Source organism: Streptomyces sp. NBC_01257 (assembly GCF_035917255.1).
Classification (GTDB): Bacteria; Actinomycetota; Actinomycetes; order Streptomycetales; family Streptomycetaceae; genus Streptomyces.
This window is the reverse complement of sequence record NZ_CP108472.1, coordinates 7,961,004-7,978,006: the sequence shown is the minus strand read 5'-3', so window position 1 is coordinate 7,978,006 and position 17,003 is coordinate 7,961,004. Positions and strand designations below refer to the sequence as shown.

Annotated in this window: 15 protein-coding genes and 1 pseudogene; 11 read left to right on the top strand and 5 right to left on the bottom strand. The window is 71.6% G+C overall.

The genetic code is table 11. The features are described 5' to 3' along the window. Positions 1–84 precede the first annotated feature (84 nt). From OG408_RS34830 to idi, 3 genes and pseudogenes are all read left to right on the top strand, one after another. Complete coding sequence (locus tag OG408_RS34830) at positions 85–1,026, top strand: cation diffusion facilitator family transporter (protein WP_266785527.1); 942 nt, start codon at positions 85–87, stop codon at positions 1,024–1,026. 103 nt (positions 1,027–1,129) lie between these two features. Continuing rightward, positions 1,130–1,630: pseudogene (locus OG408_RS34825) on the top strand (GNAT family N-acetyltransferase); the annotation flags it as partial. Positions 1,631–1,778: 148 nt separating this feature from the next. Next, on the top strand, positions 1,779–2,372 hold the full coding sequence (gene idi, locus OG408_RS34820) for an isopentenyl-diphosphate Delta-isomerase (RefSeq protein WP_326673648.1): 594 nt from the start codon (positions 1,779–1,781) through the stop codon (positions 2,370–2,372). A 23-nt stretch (positions 2,373–2,395) separates the two neighbouring features. On the opposite strand, the gene OG408_RS34815 is transcribed toward idi, so the two are convergent. Then, on the bottom strand, positions 2,396–2,851 hold the full coding sequence (locus OG408_RS34815; RefSeq protein WP_266785522.1) for an ATP-binding protein: 456 nt from the start codon (positions 2,849–2,851) through the stop codon (positions 2,396–2,398). A gap of 135 nt (positions 2,852–2,986) precedes the next feature. Further along, positions 2,987–3,610, bottom strand: a complete 624-nt coding sequence (locus OG408_RS34810) for an HdeD family acid-resistance protein (RefSeq protein ID WP_266785520.1) — start codon at positions 3,608–3,610, stop codon at positions 2,987–2,989. 80 nt (positions 3,611–3,690) lie between these two features. Here OG408_RS34810 and OG408_RS34805 point away from each other — a divergent pair, with 80 nt between their 5' ends. Next, positions 3,691–4,488: an enoyl-CoA hydratase/isomerase family protein gene (locus tag OG408_RS34805; protein WP_266785518.1), complete on the top strand. Its 798-nt coding sequence runs from the start codon at positions 3,691–3,693 to the stop codon at positions 4,486–4,488. On the opposite strand, the gene OG408_RS34800 is transcribed toward OG408_RS34805, so the two are convergent. Both OG408_RS34800 and OG408_RS34795 read right to left on the bottom strand, forming a co-directional pair. Further along, positions 4,475–5,110 (bottom strand): DJ-1/PfpI family protein, encoded by a 636-nt coding sequence (locus OG408_RS34800; RefSeq protein WP_266785516.1) that lies wholly within the window; start codon positions 5,108–5,110, stop codon positions 4,475–4,477. The two genes, OG408_RS34805 and OG408_RS34800, sit on opposite strands and share 14 nt — an antisense overlap. A gap of 24 nt (positions 5,111–5,134) precedes the next feature. Continuing rightward, positions 5,135–6,136: a GlxA family transcriptional regulator gene (locus tag OG408_RS34795; RefSeq protein ID WP_266785514.1), complete on the bottom strand. Its 1,002-nt coding sequence runs from the start codon at positions 6,134–6,136 to the stop codon at positions 5,135–5,137. A 133-nt stretch (positions 6,137–6,269) separates the two neighbouring features. Here OG408_RS34795 and OG408_RS34790 point away from each other — a divergent pair, with 133 nt between their 5' ends. The 7 genes from OG408_RS34790 to OG408_RS34760 all read left to right on the top strand — a co-directional run bounded on the left by OG408_RS34790 (position 6,270) and on the right by OG408_RS34760 (position 15,671). Beyond that, positions 6,270–7,127 carry an SCO6745 family protein gene (locus OG408_RS34790; protein WP_326673647.1) on the top strand — a complete coding sequence of 286 codons (858 nt, stop codon included), beginning with the start codon at positions 6,270–6,272 and terminating at the stop codon, positions 7,125–7,127. 155 nt (positions 7,128–7,282) lie between these two features. Then, positions 7,283–9,709, top strand: a complete 2,427-nt coding sequence (locus tag OG408_RS34785; protein ID WP_326673646.1) for a Tex family protein — start codon at positions 7,283–7,285, stop codon at positions 9,707–9,709. Positions 9,710–10,080: 371 nt separating this feature from the next. After that, on the top strand, positions 10,081–11,691 hold the full coding sequence (locus tag OG408_RS34780; protein WP_285564222.1) for an ABC transporter substrate-binding protein: 1,611 nt from the start codon (positions 10,081–10,083) through the stop codon (positions 11,689–11,691). Beyond that, complete coding sequence (locus tag OG408_RS34775) at positions 11,688–12,662, top strand: ABC transporter permease (RefSeq protein ID WP_266785506.1); 975 nt, start codon at positions 11,688–11,690, stop codon at positions 12,660–12,662. Before OG408_RS34780 ends, OG408_RS34775 begins: the two co-directional genes overlap by 4 nt. Then, positions 12,659–13,567 (top strand): ABC transporter permease, encoded by a 909-nt coding sequence (locus tag OG408_RS34770; RefSeq protein WP_266785504.1) that lies wholly within the window; start codon positions 12,659–12,661, stop codon positions 13,565–13,567. Before OG408_RS34775 ends, OG408_RS34770 begins: the two co-directional genes overlap by 4 nt. After that, the gene (locus OG408_RS34765) at positions 13,564–14,640 is read left to right on the top strand and encodes an ABC transporter ATP-binding protein (RefSeq protein ID WP_326673645.1); all 1,077 of its coding nucleotides are present in this window, start codon (positions 13,564–13,566) and stop codon (positions 14,638–14,640) included. The genes OG408_RS34770 and OG408_RS34765 overlap by 4 nt, the downstream gene beginning before the upstream one ends. Then, entirely contained in the window at positions 14,637–15,671 is a 1,035-nt protein-coding gene (locus OG408_RS34760) for an ABC transporter ATP-binding protein (protein WP_326673644.1), read from the top strand. The genes OG408_RS34765 and OG408_RS34760 overlap by 4 nt, the downstream gene beginning before the upstream one ends. A 76-nt stretch (positions 15,672–15,747) precedes the next feature. On the opposite strand, the gene OG408_RS34755 is transcribed toward OG408_RS34760, so the two are convergent. After that, positions 15,748–16,956, bottom strand: coding sequence for an amidohydrolase (locus tag OG408_RS34755; RefSeq protein WP_285564225.1), 1,209 nt, complete (start codon positions 16,954–16,956; stop codon positions 15,748–15,750). Positions 16,957–17,003: the final 47 nt, after the last annotated feature.

Genomic DNA, 17,003 nt, shown 5'->3' with positions numbered 1-17,003 from the left:
TTGCCCGATACCCCCCACCCGTAGTTCACTGGCAGTGTCCGGGCCGTTCGCGTCCGGATCCGCAGACGACCGGGAGGCGTCCCCATGGGGGCAGGGCACGATCACGGACATGCGCACGGCGGGCCGCCGCCCACCGGCACCGCGGCCGCCGCGTACCGCGGACGGCTGCGGATCGCCCTGGGGATCACGCTCGCGGTCACCGTCATGGAGGTCGTCGGCGGTGTGCTGTCGGGCTCTCTCGCGCTGATCGCCGACGCGGCGCACATGGCGACCGACTCCCTCGGGCTGGGCATGGCGCTGCTGGCGATCCACTTCGCCAACAAGCCGGCCGGCCCCAACCGCACCTTCGGCTACGCCCGCGCCGAGATCCTCGCCGCGCTGGCCAACTGTGTGCTGCTGCTGGGGGTGGGCGGCTATCTGCTCTTCGAGGCGGTGGACCGCTTCATCACCCCGGCCGAGACCCGGGGCGGGCTGACGATCGCTTTCGCCCTGGTCGGCCTGGTCGCGAACATGGTGTCGCTGTCGCTGCTGGTACGCGGACAGAAGGACAGCCTCAATGTGCGCGGCGCCTATCTGGAGGTGCTCGCCGACACCCTGGGTTCGGTGACTGTCCTGGTCTCGGCGGGCATCATCATGGCGACCGGCTGGCAGGCCGCGGACCCGGCGGCCTCGCTGGTCATCGGCCTCATGATCGTGCCGCGCACGGTGAAGCTGCTCCGGGAGACGCTGAACGTGCTCCTGGAGTCGGCGCCCCCGGGCGTCGACATGGGCGAGGTGCGCGACCACATCACGGCCCTGCCCGGAGTGCTGGACGTCCATGACCTGCACGCCTGGACGATCACCTCGGGCATGCCGGTCCTCTCCGCCCACGTGGTGGTGCACCAGGAACTGCTCGACTCGATCGGGCACGAGAAGCTCCTCCATGAACTCCAGGGCTGTCTCGGGGACCACTTCGACGTCGAGCACTGCACCTTCCAGCTGGAGCCGAGCGGCCATGCCGAGCACGAGGCGAAGCTCTGCCACTGACCCGGGGTGTAGGTTTTCGCAGAGGTGTACGACCTCCATCCCCCAAGGGTTTCCCACGTTGACCGATCGCACTCTCTTCCCCCACGACACCGGCGCCGCCGGCTGGCCGGCCCGTCCCGAGACGGCCGCGGACCTCGCCGCCGTGCACGCGGTCAACGCCGCGGCGTTCCCGACGGAGGCGGAGGCCGGTCTGGTCGACGCCCTGCGCGCGGACCCGTCGGCCTGGCTGCCCGGTCTCTCGTACGTCGCCGAGGCCCCTGACGGCTCACTCGCCGCGTACGCCCTGCTCACCCGCTGCCGGGTCGGGGAAGCCCCCGCCCTGGCACTGGCCCCGGTGGCCACCGCCCCGGAGCATCAGCGCAAGGGCGCGGGGCAAGCCGTGGTGCGGGCCCTGCTCGATGCCGCACGGATGCGCGGGGAGTCACTCGTCCTGGTGCTCGGTCATCCCGAGTACTACCCGAAGTTCGGCTTCGTGCCCGCGTCGCGGTACGGAATCCGGCCGGGTTTCGAGGTTCCGGACGAGGCGATGATGGCTCTGGTCCTCGATGATTCCGCGCCCGTTCCGCAGGGCACGATTGAGTATCCGGCCGCTTTCGGGGTCTGACGCGCCGTCCGGTCCCGCCGCGCCCGGGCTGTGCTGCGGGACCGGACATGCCAGGACCCGAAGTGCGGACAAGCCGCTTTTGTACGGCAGACTTGAGCAGACTCGACGGGACCGGCGCACGGGGCCGGGACCATAGCGAAGGATGGGTATGCCGACCACACCAGCCACCGCGGCGAACAGCTCGTCGAACGGCACAGCAGAAGCGATCATGCTCGAACTGGTCGACGAGAACGGCACCACCATCGGCACGGCGGAGAAGCTCGCCGCTCACCAGGCGCCCGGTCAACTGCACCGGGCGTTCTCCGTGTTCCTGTTCGACGAGCAGGGGCGGCTGCTGCTGCAGCGTCGCGCGCTCGGCAAGTACCACTCCCCCGGTGTCTGGTCCAACACCTGCTGCGGTCACCCGTACCCGGGCGAGGCGCCCTTCGCCGCCGCCGCCCGGCGGACGTACGAGGAGCTGGGCGTCTCGCCCTCGCTGCTCGCCGAGGCGGGCACGGTCCGCTACAACCACCCGGACCCCGCGTCGGGCCTGGTGGAGCAGGAGTTCAACCACCTCTTCGTGGGGATGGCGCAGGAGCGGCTGCGGCCCGATCCGGAGGAAGTCGGCGAGACGGCTTTCGTGACGGCGGGTGAGCTCGCCGAGCGTCACGCCGAGGCGCCGTTCTCCGCCTGGTTCATGACCGTGCTGGACGCCGCGCGTCCCGCGATCCGGGAGCTGACCGGGCCGGCCGCCGGCTGGTAGCGGCGGACGCCGGTGCGGAAGGGTCAGAGGGCGGTGGTGAGCGGCAGCGCCGCCCAGATGACCTTTCCGCCGCCCGCGGTGTGCTCCACGTCGCAGCTGCCGCCGGCTTCCCGGGTGATCTCGCGCACCAGCAGCAGTCCCCGCCCGCCGGTCTGCGCGTAGTCCGTCTCCAGTGCCGTCGGACGGTAGGGGTGGTTGTCCTCGACGGACACCCTGATCCATTCGGCGCCCACCGCGACCTCGACGGCGAGCTCGGGCGAGAGCAGCGCGGCGTGCTTCACGGCGTTGGTCACCAGCTCGGAGACGATGAGCAGCAGACCCTGGGCGATGTCCTCGTCCAGGGGCACGCCCTGGCGGTGCAGCAGATCGCGTACGGCGTGCCTGGCCTGGGGTACGGAGACGTCCGTGGCCGGGGCGGTGAACCGCCAGACCCCCTCGTACGACACGGGCCGGGCGGGGACACTCCCGCGGCTCTCCATAGTCCGGTACCCGCTCTCCACTCGAATGGTGACTGCACGTCGAGTACAGGGTGCGGGGCGTAATCGGTCCGGTCCGTACCACTGAACAGAAGTCGACTCCTATCGACGGAACTTGACCGAGTTGGTGTGACTGCGTCAGCTTTCGGACCGCTTCTGGTCTTCTTCCGGGAGTGGGTCCGTCTCCTCCTCGGGCACCATCCTGTCCGAGACCATGGAGACGATCCGGCGGCCGCCGACGCCGATCGCGATGAGCCCCAGCCCGTCGAAGAGCAGGGCGAGCGAGAAGAAGCAGCCGAGCACGTAGAGACTGCTGTGCGGCCAGTCGAAGAGGACGAGCAGCCCCAGGAGCAGCCCGAAGGCGCCCTGCAGCAGCGTCCAGCCGAACTGGGGACCCCGCACCACGACACTCCCGACGAGGCGGAACACCCCGCCCGTCAGGAAGAGCAGCGCGGCGAACATGGTCAGCGCCTCGGCGGTGCCGTGGGGGTGGCGGATCACGACGACTCCGGCGGCGATGTTCAGCGCGGCGACCACCACGCCCAGCCAGAAGTAGCTGGTGCCGCGCGACTGGACCGCGTGGAGCAGCCCGACCAGGCCGCCGATCAGCAGCAGCCAACCGAAGAGGATCATCGAGGTGAGCGTGGCGACGCCCGTGTACACGAGACCGACCAGGCCGGCGACGACGAGCACGATGCCGAGCAGTGCCAGACCGCTGAAACTGCGGTTGAGCTTCCTGCCCTCTTTCACGGGATCGGCCACCACGTACTCCTCAGGGTGCGTTCCTGCTTCGCGACCCCTCCTTGATCATAGGTTCGAACAGCATGGATAGCATCCGGCGTATGGACCGTACGGAGCCCGCCCTCGTGCACACCGTCGCGGACGGCGTCGCCACCGTCGTCATCAGCAATCCCGCCAAGCGCAACGCGATGACGGCCGCCATGTGGCAGTCGCTGCCCGTGCTGCTCGAAGGACTGGCCGCCGACCCGTCGGTGCGCGCCCTCGTGCTGACCGGCGCCGGCGACACCTTCTGCGCGGGTGCGGACATCTCCTCGCTCCGGGACGCCTCGGGCTCCCCGCAGGGGCTCGCCGTGGCGGCCGAGGAGGCCCTGGCCGCCTTCCCCCGGCCCACGCTCGCCGCGGTGCGCGGCTACTGCGTGGGCGGGGGCAGCCAGTTGGCGGCCGCCTGCGATCTGCGGTTCGCGGAGGAGGGCGCGTCGTTCGGCGTCACCCCGGCGAAGCTCGGGATCGTCTACGCCGCGTCGTCGACCCGCCGGCTCGTCGCACTGACGGGCCCGGCGACGGCCAAGCACCTGCTGTTCTCCGGCGAGCTGATCGGGACGGAGCGGGCACTGCGGACCGGTCTGGTGGACGAGGTGCTGCCCGCCGGTGAGCTGGCGGAGCGGGTCGGCGCGTACGTACGCACCCTGGTGTCCCGGTCCCGGCTGACCCAGGCCGCGGCCAAGGAGTTCGCGGCGGGGCGCGAGGACCGGGACGCCCACTGGGCGGACCAGGCGCGCCGCAGCGGCGACACCGCGGAAGGGGTCGCCGCCTTCCTGGAGCGCCGCACACCGCGCTTCAGCTGGCCGGACGACGTGGGCACCCCCACCGAACGGCCCGCCGCCGCTACCGAAGGATGAAGCGGCTCCTGGCGCGCCACTCCTCCACGATCTCGGCCGGGGCCTTCTCCGGGGATCCCGCGTCGTAGGGCGGCTGCGGGTCGTACTCCGTCAGCAGCTGAACGGCCTGGGCGTGCCGGTCGCCGGCGATGCGGCCGAGCAGGGTGAGGCCCATGTCGATGCCCGAGGAGACGCCCGCGGCGGTGACGTACTTGCCGTCGGTGACCACGCGTTCGCCGGTCGGCTCGGCGCCGTACTCCTTCAGGGTCTCCAGGGCGAGCCAGTGCGAGGTGGCGCGCCGTCCGTCCAGGAGCCCGGCGGCCGCGAGCAGCAGGGAGCCGGTGCAGACGGAGGTCGTCCAGGTGCTGGTGGCATCGGCCCGGCGCAGCCAGCCGAGGAGCCTCTCGTTGTCCATCTGGGCGCTCTGGCCGGGGCCGCCGGGGACGATGACCAGGTCGGGCGCCGGGACGTCGTCGAACGTCCGGTCGGCGACCAGGGTCAGACTGCCGCTGTCGTTGCGCACCCCGCCGGCCGACTCGGCGACGAACACGGTCTCGGCGCCGGGTGCGCGCGACAGGATCTCGTACGTTCCGACGGCGTCCAGCGCGGTGAAGCGGTCGAAGAGGACGATGGCGATCTGCATGGTGACGGTCTGCCTTTCTTTCGGTCAGTGACCGAGGGAGTCGGTGGTGCCGGGCCGGACGGACGGCTCGCCCGCCGGGCGTGAGGTGAAGCGCCGCCGGTACTCGGCCGGCGCGGCGTCCAGGGCCTTGACGAACGCCCGCCGCATCGCCTCCGGTGTGCCGTAGCCGCAGGCCCGCGCGATCCCGGCGACACCGTCGGTGGTGTCCTCCAGGAGCCGGCGGGCCTGTTCCAGGCGGACGCGGTCGACGTACCGGCCGGGCGTCATGCCGGTCTCGGTCTGGAAGGCGCGGGCGAAGTGGCGCGGGGAGAGCCGGGCGCGGGCGGCGAGCGCGTCCACGGACAGGTCCTCGCCCGGGTGCTCGGTGATCCAGTGCTGGACGGCACGCAGCGGTTCGCGGCGGGCCGTCTGGGCGGTGAGCTGGGCGCTGAACTGGGCCTGGTTGCCGGGTCTGCGCAGGAAGACCACGAGATGACGGGCGACCGTGAGGGCCACGTCCCGGCCATGGTCCTCCTCGACGAGTGCGAGGGCGAGATCGATGCCCGCGGTGACTCCGGCCGAGGTGGCGATCCTGCCGTCGCGCACGAAGATCGGCTCGGGGTCGACCTCGACGGCCGGGTAACTGCGGGCCAGGTGGTCGCAGACGTTCCAGTGGGTGGTCGCCCGGTGCCCGTCCAGCTGTCCGGCCGCGGCGAGCAGCAGCGCACCGCTGCACACGGAGACGAGCCGTTCGGGGTCCGGCCCGTGCGTCCGGAGCCAGTCGACGAGGGCGGAGTCCGGGGCGCGGGTGCCCTGTCCGCCGGGGACGAGGAGGGTGTGCGGTCGACCGGCGTCGGCCAGGGTGCCGTCGGGGACCAGGGTGAGGCCGCTGGACGTGCGGACCGGGGCGCCGTCCAGCGAGGCGGTGCGCAGCTCGTACGAGACCTCCGGGAACCGGGAGGCGCCGGCGAAGACCTCCATGGGGCCGGTCACATCGAGGCTCTGGATGCCGTCGAAGAGGACGACGAGTACGGATCGCTGCTTCATGCCCGCCATCCTCGGCGGCCCCGCGGATGGCCGCAATGACGAGAACCCCACCTTTCCTGCCCTCTGCCCTGCGGCGGACATCACGGGCTCCCCGGGGTTCCGGACCGTACCGACCAGTCGGTAACGTGCGGGTATGAGTACTCTCCCGCCCCGCGCCGGACGCCGCTGCCACAACGCCCTCAACCCCCTGCACTCCGCGCTCTACTTCTCCCCCGACCTGGGCAAGGAGCTCGGTGGCATCGGGATCGACGATCCCGCCGCCGCCTACTTCGCCGCCCGCGCGGCCGCCCTGGGCGCGGTCGGCCCGGGCACGGTCACCGCGACCTTCTACAACTTCAACCACGAGCTCGTCGCCCGGCACGTGCCCGCCGTCTGGGACATCGCCTCACCCGGCGAGGTCCTCGCGGCCCGGCTGCGCGCCGCCGACTCGACGCTGCGCAGGCTGCTCGGCGAGGAGATCATCGCCTCGCCCGAGATGGCGGAGGCCGCGCAGCTCGCCCTGCGCGCCACCGAGGGCTGCACGCGACACGCCCGGCCGCTCTACGCCGCCCACGCCGATCTCCCGGTGCCGGAGCAGCCGCACCTGGCGTACTGGCACGCCGCGACGCTGCTGCGGGAGCACCGCGGCGACGCCCACCTCGCCGCCCTGGTCGCCGCGGGCCTCGACCCGCTGGAGGCCCTGGTCAGCCACACCGCCACCGGCAAGGGCATGGCACCGCGCTGGATCCTGGCCACCCGCGGCTGGCGGCGCACCGACTGGGAGGATGCGTCCGTGCGGCTGCGCGAGCGCGGACTGCTCACCGCCGAGGGCGAGTTGACGGAGGAGGGCACCGCGCTGCGGGCCGGCGTCGAGGAGTCGACGGACCGGATGGACCTCGCCCCGTACGAGCACCTGGGCGGCGCCGGAGCGGCCCGGCTGACCGAGCTGGGCCGCGGTTTCCTCGCAACGGCGTTCGCCGCAGGCGCGTTCCCGGCGGACGCGACCGGCTGACCGGCGGCGGAACCGACGGCCGGATTGTGGGGTGGCCGGGCGACACGGCGCCCGGCCACCCGGCACAATGCAGGCGAGTGGCTCCGGGCCGGTCCGAACGGCCGGCCCCGGGCCCGACCAGCACAGCCAGCAGGAGAAGGCGAGTCGGTAGAACCGTGACGACGTCCATCGAAGGCAGGATCGCCGAGGAGCTCGGCGTACGGGAGCGACAGGTGAAGGCGGCCGTCGAGCTGCTCGACGGCGGATCGACCGTGCCGTTCATCGCGCGCTACCGCAAGGAAGCGACCGAGATGCTCGACGACGCGCAGCTGCGCACGCTCGAGGAGCGGCTGCGCTATCTGCGGGAGCTGGAGGAGCGCCGCACGGCGATCCTCGAATCCGTACGGGAGCAGGGCAAGCTCGACGAGACGCTGGAGGCCCGGATCCGGGCCGCCGACACCAAGGCGCGCCTCGAGGACATCTATCTGCCGTTCAAGCCGAAGCGGCGGACGAAGGCCCAGATCGCCCGGGAGGCAGGTCTCGAACCGCTCGCCTCGGCGCTGCTGGACGACCCGTCGGCCGATCCGCTCGCCGCGGCCGCGGCCTACGTGGACGCCGGCAAGGGGGTGGCGGACGCCGCGGCGGCCCTGGAGGGCGCGCGTGCCGTCCTCACCGAACGCTTCTCGGAGGACGCCGACCTGATCGGTGAGCTGCGTGAGCGCATGTGGTCGCGCGGGCGGCTGGTGGCCAGGGTGCGGGACGGCAAGGAGGAGGCGGGCGCCAAGTTCGCGGACTACTTCGACTTCGCGGAGCCGTTCACCGCGCTGCCCTCGCACCGGGTGCTGGCGATGCTCCGGGGCGAGAAGGAGGACGTCCTCGACCTGGTCCTGGAGCCGGAGGAGCCGGAGGACCCGTCCAGGGCTCCCGGTCCGTCCGGTTACGAGAACATGGTGGCGCGCCGCTTCGGGGTGAACGACCGCGGGCGCCCCGGCGACAAGTGGCTGGGCGACACGGTGCGCTGGGCCTGGCGGACCCGGATCCTGGTGCACCTCGGCATCGACCTGCGGCTGCGGCTGCGTACGGCGGCGGAGGACGAGGCGGTACGCGTCTTCGCGTCCAACCTGCGCGATCTGCTGCTCGCCGCACCGGCCGGGACCCGGGCCACGCTGGGTCTTGACCCCGGCTTCCGTACCGGGGTCAAGGTCGCCGTCGTCGACGCGACCGGCAAGGTCGTCGCGACCGATGTCATCTACCCGCACGTGCCGGCCAACAAGTGGGACCAGTCGCTGGCGAAGCTGGAGCAGCTGGCGAAGGCGCACGATGTCGACCTGATCGCGATCGGCAACGGCACGGCGTCCCGCGAGACGGACAAGCTCGCCGGTGAACTGTGCAACAAGCACCCGGAGTTGAAGCTCACCAAGGTGATGGTGTCGGAGGCCGGCGCGTCCGTGTACTCGGCCTCCGCCTTCGCCTCGCAGGAACTCCCGGACATGGACGTGTCGTTGCGCGGTGCCGTGTCGATCGCCCGCCGCCTCCAGGACCCCCTCGCCGAGCTGGTGAAGATCGACCCGAAGTCGATCGGCGTCGGGCAGTACCAGCACGACCTGTCCGAGGTGAAGCTGTCGCGGTCGCTGGACACGGTGGTCGAGGACTGTGTGAACGGCGTCGGGGTCGACGTCAACACCGCTTCCGCACCGCTGCTTTCACGGGTCTCCGGCATCGGGTCGGGGCTCGCGGAGAACATCGTGGCACACCGTGACGCCAACGGCCCGTTCCGCTCCCGCAAGGGGCTCAAGGACGTGGCCCGGCTGGGACCGAAGGCGTACGAGCAGTGCGCGGGCTTCCTGCGGATCCGGGGCGACGACCCGCTGGACGCGTCCAGCGTGCACCCGGAGGCGTACCCGGTGGTCCGCGCGATGGTCAAGCGGACGGGCGGTGACGTCGCCTCGCTGATCGGCAACTCGGGCGTGCTGCGGTCGCTGCGGGCCGACGACTTCGTGGACGAGAAGTTCGGTCTGCCGACGGTCACCGACATCATCAAGGAGCTGGAGAAGCCGGGGCGCGACCCGCGTCCGGCCTTCAAGACGGCCACCTTCAAGGAGGGTGTCGAGAAGATCGGCGACCTGGCGTCCGGCATGGTGCTGGAGGGCGTCGTGACGAACGTCGCGGCGTTCGGCGCGTTCGTCGACGTCGGGGTGCACCAGGACGGCCTGGTGCATGTGTCGGCGATGTCGAGGACGTTCGTGAAGGACCCCCGCGATGTCGTGAAGCCGGGTGACATCGTCCGGGTGAAGGTGATGGAGGTCGACATCCCGCGGAAGCGGATCTCGCTGACGCTGCGGCTGGACGACGAGGCGGGTGCGGGCGGCGGGAATGCTGCCGGATCGGCTTCGGGTGCGAGCGCCGGGGGTGCCGGCGGCGAGCGGGGCGGGCGTCCGCCTCGGCAGCGGCAGGGCCAGGGCCAGGGCGGCCAGGGGCGTGACCGGCGCGGTGGCGGTAACGGTGGCGGCGGGGGGCGTCAGGCTCCGGCCAACGGGGCGATGGCCGATGCGCTGCGCCGGGCGGGGCTGCTGGATCCCAAGCAGGGCGGCAGGAAGCGGTAATCAGTAGTCGGTAGTGACCAGCCCGGTCCGGAAGGGGCGGAGTGGGGAGAGGTTCGCCTGCGGCGGGCCTGTTCCCCACCCCGCCCCTTCGCGTATCCGGGGCTCCGCCCCGGCCTCCCGCTCCCCGAGCGCAGGAGGGGCTGAAAGTGTTCGGTATACCAAGTCGGTCTCAAGTCGTGAATCTGCCGCCGAACCGTCGCCGCATCCGTCCTTTTTGCTCCGCCACATACGCTGCAAAAACGGCAAACAAGGCCGTTTGACCCCGGCTTGGCGCCGAAGCGCTTGGTATACCGTTACGCCTCAACGTGTACCCGAGTCGGTACTCGTCCCGCCGTCCTGCCGCCCTGCCGTCCTCAAGGAGGCTTGATCCCATGCGTCGAATTCCGGCCGCTCTGTCGGTGGCCGCACTGCTGGCGATCACCACCGCATGCAGTTCGCTCTCCCCGCCAGGCAAGGAGACCACCGCCCAGGCGCGGCTCACCGACCTGCGTCCCGTCCGCGACGGCGGCACGGTCACCATCGGGCTGAAGTCCGATCCCGACAGGCTGGACCCGAGCCTCACGACGACGCTCGTCGCGCGCACCGTGTTCACGTCCATGTGCGAACAGCTCTACGACGTGGACCAGCAGAACAAGTTCGTGCCGCAGCTGGCCGCCTCCCTGCCGAAGATCACCGACGGCGGCCGGACCTTCACCTTCGACGTCCGCAAGGACGCGAGGTTCAGCGACGGCGCCCGCCTCGACGCCCGGGCGGTGAAGACCTCGCTCGACCGGCATCTGCACCTGCGCGGCTCCGGCCGCGCCTCCGAGATCGACTCGGTGCAGAAGGTGACGGCCGTCGGCCCGTACACCGTGCGGCTCTCGCTGAGCCACCCCGACGTACCGCTGCTCGGCCGGCTCGCCAACACCGCCGGGCTGATCATGTCGCCGAAGGCGCTGAAGACGTACGGGGCCGATTTCGCGACGCATCCCTCGTGCGTCGGCCCGTTCAAGTACGAGAAGCGGGTCGTCGGTGACCGGATCGAGCTGGCGAAGGACCCGCTGTACTACGACGCGGACAAGGTCCACCTCGACCACGTCATCTACAAGACGATCACCGACGGCAACATCCGGATGGCCAACATACGCTCCGGCGACGTCCAGATCGGCGACCAGATGGGTCCGGTCGAGGTGCGCAACTCCATGGGCGAGAAGGACCTCCAGCTCCTCAACACCCCGTCCCTCGGCTACATGGCGCTCACCCTCAACGTCGGCAACTCGCACGGCATCGACAAGGCGCCCAGCCCCGTCGACAGCCCCTTCGGGCGCGATGTGCGGGTCCGTGAGGCCTTCGACCTGTCGCTGGACCGCGCGCTGATCAACAAGCTGGTCTTCCAGGGCATGTACGAGCCGGCCTGCGGCCCCGTTCCCCCGGGGACCCCGCTCAGCACCCCGGTCACGTGCCCGAAGCGGGACGTGGCCAAGGCCGAGCGGCTGCTGAAGGCCGCCGGCGTGAAGACGCCCGTGCCGCTGGAGCTGATGATCAACACGACTCCGGAGGACAGCCGCCTCGGACAGGTCGTGCAGGCCATGGCCGCCGACGCCGGCTTCGACGTACGGCTGCGGCCCACCGAGTTCGCCACCGGCCTGACCCGGACCCTCGCCGGCGACTTCCAGGCGCGGACCGGCGGCTGGGGCGGCCAGCCCGACCCCGCCGGCAACATCGACAGCCTCGTCGGCACGACCGGCAGCAACAACCAGGGCAAGCTCTCGGACCCCGAGATCGACCGGCTGATCGTCGAGGGCCGCAGTACATCGGACGTCGCCGAGCGCCGCGAGATCTACCGCAGGCTCACCGTCGCGATCAACAAGCAGCACGGGGTCATCTACCTCTACCGCAACATCAACTACGTCTCCGCCTCGCAGGACGTCAGCGGCATCAAGCTCTCCGGTGACGGCCTGATCAGGGTCAAGGAAGCCGGATACACGAAGGGGAGCCGGTGAAGACCCTCCGCCAACTTCTCAGCTCCTATGTGAGCCGCCGGATCGGCATGTCGCTGGTGACCATGGTGCTGGTCAGCATCACCGTGTTCCTCGGGGTCCGTGCGATGCCCGGCGACACCGCCCAGGCACTGGCCGGTGAACAGACCTCCCCCGAGGTGCTGGCCGCGATCCGCTCCGAGTACGGGCTCGACGACAACATCGCCGTCCAATACTGGCGTTACGTCAGCAACGCCGTCACGGGCGACTTCGGCACCTCGGCCCGTACCGGGCTCCCGGTGCTCGACTCCATCACCCAGGCCCTGCCCATCACCCTCGAACTCGCCGCGCTGTCCCTGCTGATGGCCGTGGTCGTCGGCATCGGGGCCGGGGTCATGGCCGCCGTGCGGCGCGGCAAGCCCGAGGAGTGGCTGGCCAACGGCATCGCGCTGCTGGGCATGTCCGTCCCCTCGTTCTGGCTCGGCATCGTGCTGGTGCTGGTCTTCGCCATCGCCATGCCGGTGTTCGCCGCCTCCGGATTCGTGCCCTTCAGCACCGATCCGCTGGAGAACCTGCGGCGTCTGGTGCTGCCCGCCGTCGTGCTCGGCTCCGGTCTCGCCGCGGTCGTGATGCGCCAGACGAGAGCCGCGATGATCGACGCGATGTCCTCGGACTACGTGCGGACCGCGCGGGCCAAGGGACTGGCCCCGGCGGCCGTCATCGGCCGGCACGGGCTGCGCAACTCGCTCGTCACCGTGATCACCGTGCTGGGCCTCCAGCTCGGCCACCTGATCTCCGGCGCCGTCGTCACCGAGCAGGTCTTCGTCCTGCCGGGCTTCGGCAAGCTCACCATCGACGCGGTCTTCACCCGTGACTACGCGATGGTCCAGGGCGTCGTCCTGTTCACCTCGGCCGCCTACATCCTGATCAACCTGCTGGTCGACTTCCTGTACTCGGTGGTCGACCCGCGCATCCGGCTCGGAGGTTCCCGATGACCCTCGCCCCGACCACGGCGCCGCCCGCCGCCCCGGTCACCGCGGCCCGGCCGTCCGCCCGCGTCGCACGGCTGGCCACCTCGCTGCGCCGGCTGCGGCGCAACCGGCTGGCGCTGGTGGGTGCGGTTCTCTCGGCGGTGTTCGTGCTCGTCGCGCTGCTGGCACCGCTGCTCGCCCCGTACGACCCGGCCCGGCCGGACTTCGACGCGGCGCTCATGGAGCCGAGCTGGTCGCACTGGCTCGGCACGGACGACCTGGGCCGCGACCAGCTCTCCCGGGTGCTGGTGGGCGTCACCGCGTCCATGCAGGTGGGCGTGCTCGCCGTGCTGCTGGCCTTCGTCGTCGCCGTACCGCTCGGACTGGTGGCCGGCTACTACGGCCGGTTCGCCGACACGGTCGTCTCCCGGCTGACCGACACCATGCTGGCGTTCCCCTTCCTGGTGCTCGCGGTGGGTCTCGCCGCCGTCATGGGCCCCTCGCTGGAGAACGCGACCATCGCGATCGGCATCTCCCAGATCCCCGGGATCGTCCGCGTCACCCGGGCCGAGACGCTGCGGCTCAAGCACCTGGACTACGTGGGCGCCGCCGTGGCCAACGGCGGCGGTGACGGAGTGATCCTGTTCCGGCACATCCTGCCGAACGCCACCTCGACACTGATCGTGCAGGCCACCGTCGGCATCCCGTCCGCCATCATCGGCGAGGCCGTGCTCAGCTTCCTCGGCCTCGGGGTGCAGCCGCCCTCCCCCTCGCTCGGCGTGATGCTCTCCAGCGCCCAGCCCTTCATCGCGGACGCGCCCTGGATGGCGGTCTTCCCCGGACTGGTCATCGTGCTCGCCACCCTGGCGTTCAACCTGCTCGGTGACGGCGTACGCGACATCCTCGACCCCCGCGGAGGTTCCCGGTGACCGAAGTCGAAACGACCACCGTGCCCCGGCCCGCCCCGGCCGGTGACGTCGAACCGGTGCTCCGGGTCCGCGACCTCACCGTCTCCTTCCACGGGGCGGAGCGGACCGTGCACGCCGTGGACGGCGTCTCCTACGATCTGGCGCCCGGCGAGGTGCTGGCCGTGGTCGGCGAGTCCGGCTGCGGGAAGTCCGTCACCTCCATGGCCGTGATGGGGCTGCTTCCGCCGACCGCCCGGATCGGCGGGTCCATCCGGCTGGACGGTCAGGAACTGGTCGGCGCCCCCGAGAAGCAGCTGCGGTCGCTCCGCGGCCGCCGCCTCTCGATGATCTTCCAGGAGCCGATGACCTCGCTCAACCCGGTCCTCACCGTGGGGCGGCAGATCACCGAGGTCCTCATCCGCCACCAGGGCCTGAGCCGCCGCGCGGCCAGGGAGCGGGCCGTCGAGCTGCTCGACATCGTCGGTATCCCGGCTCCGCGCAAGCGGGTCGACGAGTACCCGCACCAGCTGTCCGGCGGGATGCGGCAGCGGGTGATGATCGCCATCGCGGTGGCGTGCGACCCCGCGGTGCTGATCGCGGACGAGCCGACGACCGCGCTCGACGTGACGGTCCAGGCCGGCATCCTCGATGTGCTCCGCTCGCTGCGGGACCGGCTCGGCACCGCCATCGTCCTGATCACCCACGACCTCGGGGTGGTCGCGGACACCGCGGACCGGGTCCTCGTGATGTACGCGGGCCGTCCGGTCGAACAGGCCTCGGTGGACGAGCTGTTCGACTCGCCCCGGCATCCGTACACCCGTGGTCTGCTCGGTGCCGTCCTGCGCCCCGGCAGCCGGGGCGCGGGCGGACGGGCGCGGCTGAACGAGATCCCCGGCCTCGTGCCCGACCTGCGCGAGCAGCCCAAGGGGTGCAGTTTCGCACCGCGTTGCGCCTCGGCCGACGACGGCTGCCTGACGGGCAGGCCGCCGCTGGAGAAGGCCGCTGGCACCCATCTGATCGCCTGTTTCCACCCGGCCGACGCGGCCGGGTCCGACCAGTCCCCACCCGACGCGAGCAAGGGAGCCGTCCGATGAGCGCCGCCATCGACCCACCGACCGTCACCCCCGTGCTGGCCGTACGCGACCTGAAGCGGCACTTCGACGGGTCCGGCGGCACGGTGAAGGCGGTCGACGGGGTGTCGTTGACCATCCTTCCCGGCGAAGTCGTGGGCCTCGTCGGTGAGTCGGGCAGCGGCAAGTCCACCGTGGGGCGCTGCGTGGTCCGCCTCGACCGGCCGACCGACGGCAGCGTGGAGATCAACGGCACGGATGTCACCGCCCTTTCGGCGCGTGCGCTCAGGCCGTTGCGCAAGGACTTCCACCTGGTGTTCCAGGACCCGTCGTCCTCGCTCAACCCGAGGATGACCATCCGTCAGATCATCGCCGAGCCGCTGCGGCTGCACGGCATGGCGACACGCGCCGAGGCCTCGCGGCGGGTGGACGAACTCCTCGCCCAGGTGGGCCTGCGGCCCGAACTGGCCGACCGCAACCCGCACGAGCTCTCCGGCGGTCAGCGCCAGCGCGTCTCCATCGCGCGGGCGCTGGCGGTCGATCCGGCGCTCCTGGTGGCCGACGAGCCGACCTCGGCCCTGGACGTGTCCGTCCAGGCCTCCGTCCTCAACCTGCTCGCGGACCTCCAGCGCGACCGGGGATTCGGCTGCCTCTTCATCACGCACGACCTGGCGGCCGTGGAGTACCTGGCGGACCGCATCGCGGTGATGTACCTGGGGCGGATCGTCGAACAGGCCCCGGCCGCCGAGCTGTTCGCCGCGCCCAAGCACCCGTACACCCAGGCGCTGCTGTCCGCGGCGCCCGTGCCCGACCCAGCCGAGCAGCGCGGCCGCCGCCGGATCGTGCTCGGCGGCGACCTGCCCAGCCCACTGGACCCGCCGCCGGGCTGTCACTTCCACACCCGCTGCCCGCTGGCCACCGAACGGTGCAGGACCGAGGCGCCCGTGCTGCGCACCCTGTCCGCCGGGGGCGCGCCCAGGGAGGTGGCCTGCCATCTCGTCGCGGACGACGGCAGTGTGCCGGATGCCGCGAAGGCGGTGGCGGCGGCGGTCTGACCGCAGCGGCCGTCCGCCGGAAACGCCGGAGCCCGTCCACCAGTCGGTGGACGGGCTCCGGCGTGTGTGCGGCGGGTCAGCCGACGAGCTGCAGGCCGTCGGCGACGACCCGGCCGGCGTGCAGGACGGTGCGGTCGTCGCTGCGGTCCATGACCGCGGACGCCACCGTCTCGCCCTCGACCAGCAGCAGATCGGCGGCGTCGCCGACGGCGAGGCCCGGGCGGTCGGCGACGGACGACAGGCGGGGCAGGTCCGGGTGCAGGATCGAGGCACCGCCGCGGCTCGCGACGGCGACGCAGTGCTCGATCAGCTCGTCGGCCCGGTAGCGGTTGGTGAAGGCGAGCTGCCAGGTGCGGTCCAGCATGTCGCCGTTGCCGTAGGGCGACCAGAAGTCGCGCTGGCCGTCCTCGCCCAGACCGATCCGCACACCGGCGGCGGTCAGCTGCGCCATCGGCAGGGCGTTCTGCTGCTGGGCGGGTGCGATCGTCGCCATCGCGATGTCCAGCTCGGCGAACTCCTCGATGAGGCGCCGGGTGGTCGCCTCGTCGACGGTGCCCAGCTCGTAGGCGTGCGAGAGCGTCACCTGACCGGCCATGTCCAGGGCGCGCACCCGCTCCAGGATCAGGTCGACGCTGAACACGCCGAGGGCGCCGGGCTCGTGGAGGTGGATGTCGACAGGTGCCTGGTGGCGCTCGGCGAGGTCGAAGACGATGTCGAGGTGGCGCACCGGGTCGCGGTCCAGGGTGCACGGGTCGATGCCACCGACGACGGCGGCGCCCGCGGACATCGCCTGGTCCATCAGCTCCGGCACGCCCTTCTCCTTGAGCAGACCGGCCTGCGGGAAGGCCATGATCTCGACCTCGCACCGGCCGGCGTGCGCCTCCTTGGCCGCGAGGACACCCTCCAGCCGCTCCAGACCGCAGTCCGCGTCGATCTGGGCGTAGCTGCGCACCCGGGTGGTGCCGCGCTCGATCATGCGGCCGAGGGTGTACGTGGCGCGCTCGGCGACGCTCCACTCGTCCTCGCGCCAGTGCGCGCGGTCGTTCATCGTCATGCCCCAGACGCCCGGGGCGCCGGTGTGCGGGCGGAAGGGCAGTCCCATGCGGGTGGAGTCGAGGTGGCAGTGGACATCGGAGAACGACGGCAGCGCGAGCCGTCCCCGTCCGGCCACGGTGTCGGTGGCGGCGCGGCTCGGGTCGTGCGGGGTGATCGCGGCTATCACGCCGTCCTTGATATCGATGTCGCAGGGCTCGCCGCCCCAGGGACGGACGTTCGTGACGAGCATGTGGTGCCTTTCCTTGTTCGGTCGCGCGGGAGGTAGGTGTCGCGCGG

Coding starts and splice junctions, on each gene's coding strand:
- OG408_RS34830 (WP_266785527.1), top strand. CDS start 85: ATGGGGGCAGGGCACGATCACGGACATGCGCACGGCGGGCCGCCGCCC.
- idi (WP_326673648.1), top strand. CDS start 1,779: ATGCCGACCACACCAGCCACCGCGGCGAACAGCTCGTCGAACGGCACA.
- OG408_RS34815 (WP_266785522.1), bottom strand. CDS start 2,851: ATGGAGAGCCGCGGGAGTGTCCCCGCCCGGCCCGTGTCGTACGAGGGG.
- OG408_RS34805 (WP_266785518.1), top strand. CDS start 3,691: ATGGACCGTACGGAGCCCGCCCTCGTGCACACCGTCGCGGACGGCGTC.
- OG408_RS34800 (WP_266785516.1), bottom strand. CDS start 5,110: ATGCAGATCGCCATCGTCCTCTTCGACCGCTTCACCGCGCTGGACGCC.
- OG408_RS34795 (WP_266785514.1), bottom strand. CDS start 6,136: ATGAAGCAGCGATCCGTACTCGTCGTCCTCTTCGACGGCATCCAGAGC.
- OG408_RS34790 (WP_326673647.1), top strand. CDS start 6,270: ATGAGTACTCTCCCGCCCCGCGCCGGACGCCGCTGCCACAACGCCCTC.
- OG408_RS34780 (WP_285564222.1), top strand. CDS start 10,081: ATGCGTCGAATTCCGGCCGCTCTGTCGGTGGCCGCACTGCTGGCGATC.
- OG408_RS34770 (WP_266785504.1), top strand. CDS start 12,659: ATGACCCTCGCCCCGACCACGGCGCCGCCCGCCGCCCCGGTCACCGCG.
- OG408_RS34760 (WP_326673644.1), top strand. CDS start 14,637: ATGAGCGCCGCCATCGACCCACCGACCGTCACCCCCGTGCTGGCCGTA.
- OG408_RS34755 (WP_285564225.1), bottom strand. CDS start 16,956: ATGCTCGTCACGAACGTCCGTCCCTGGGGCGGCGAGCCCTGCGACATC.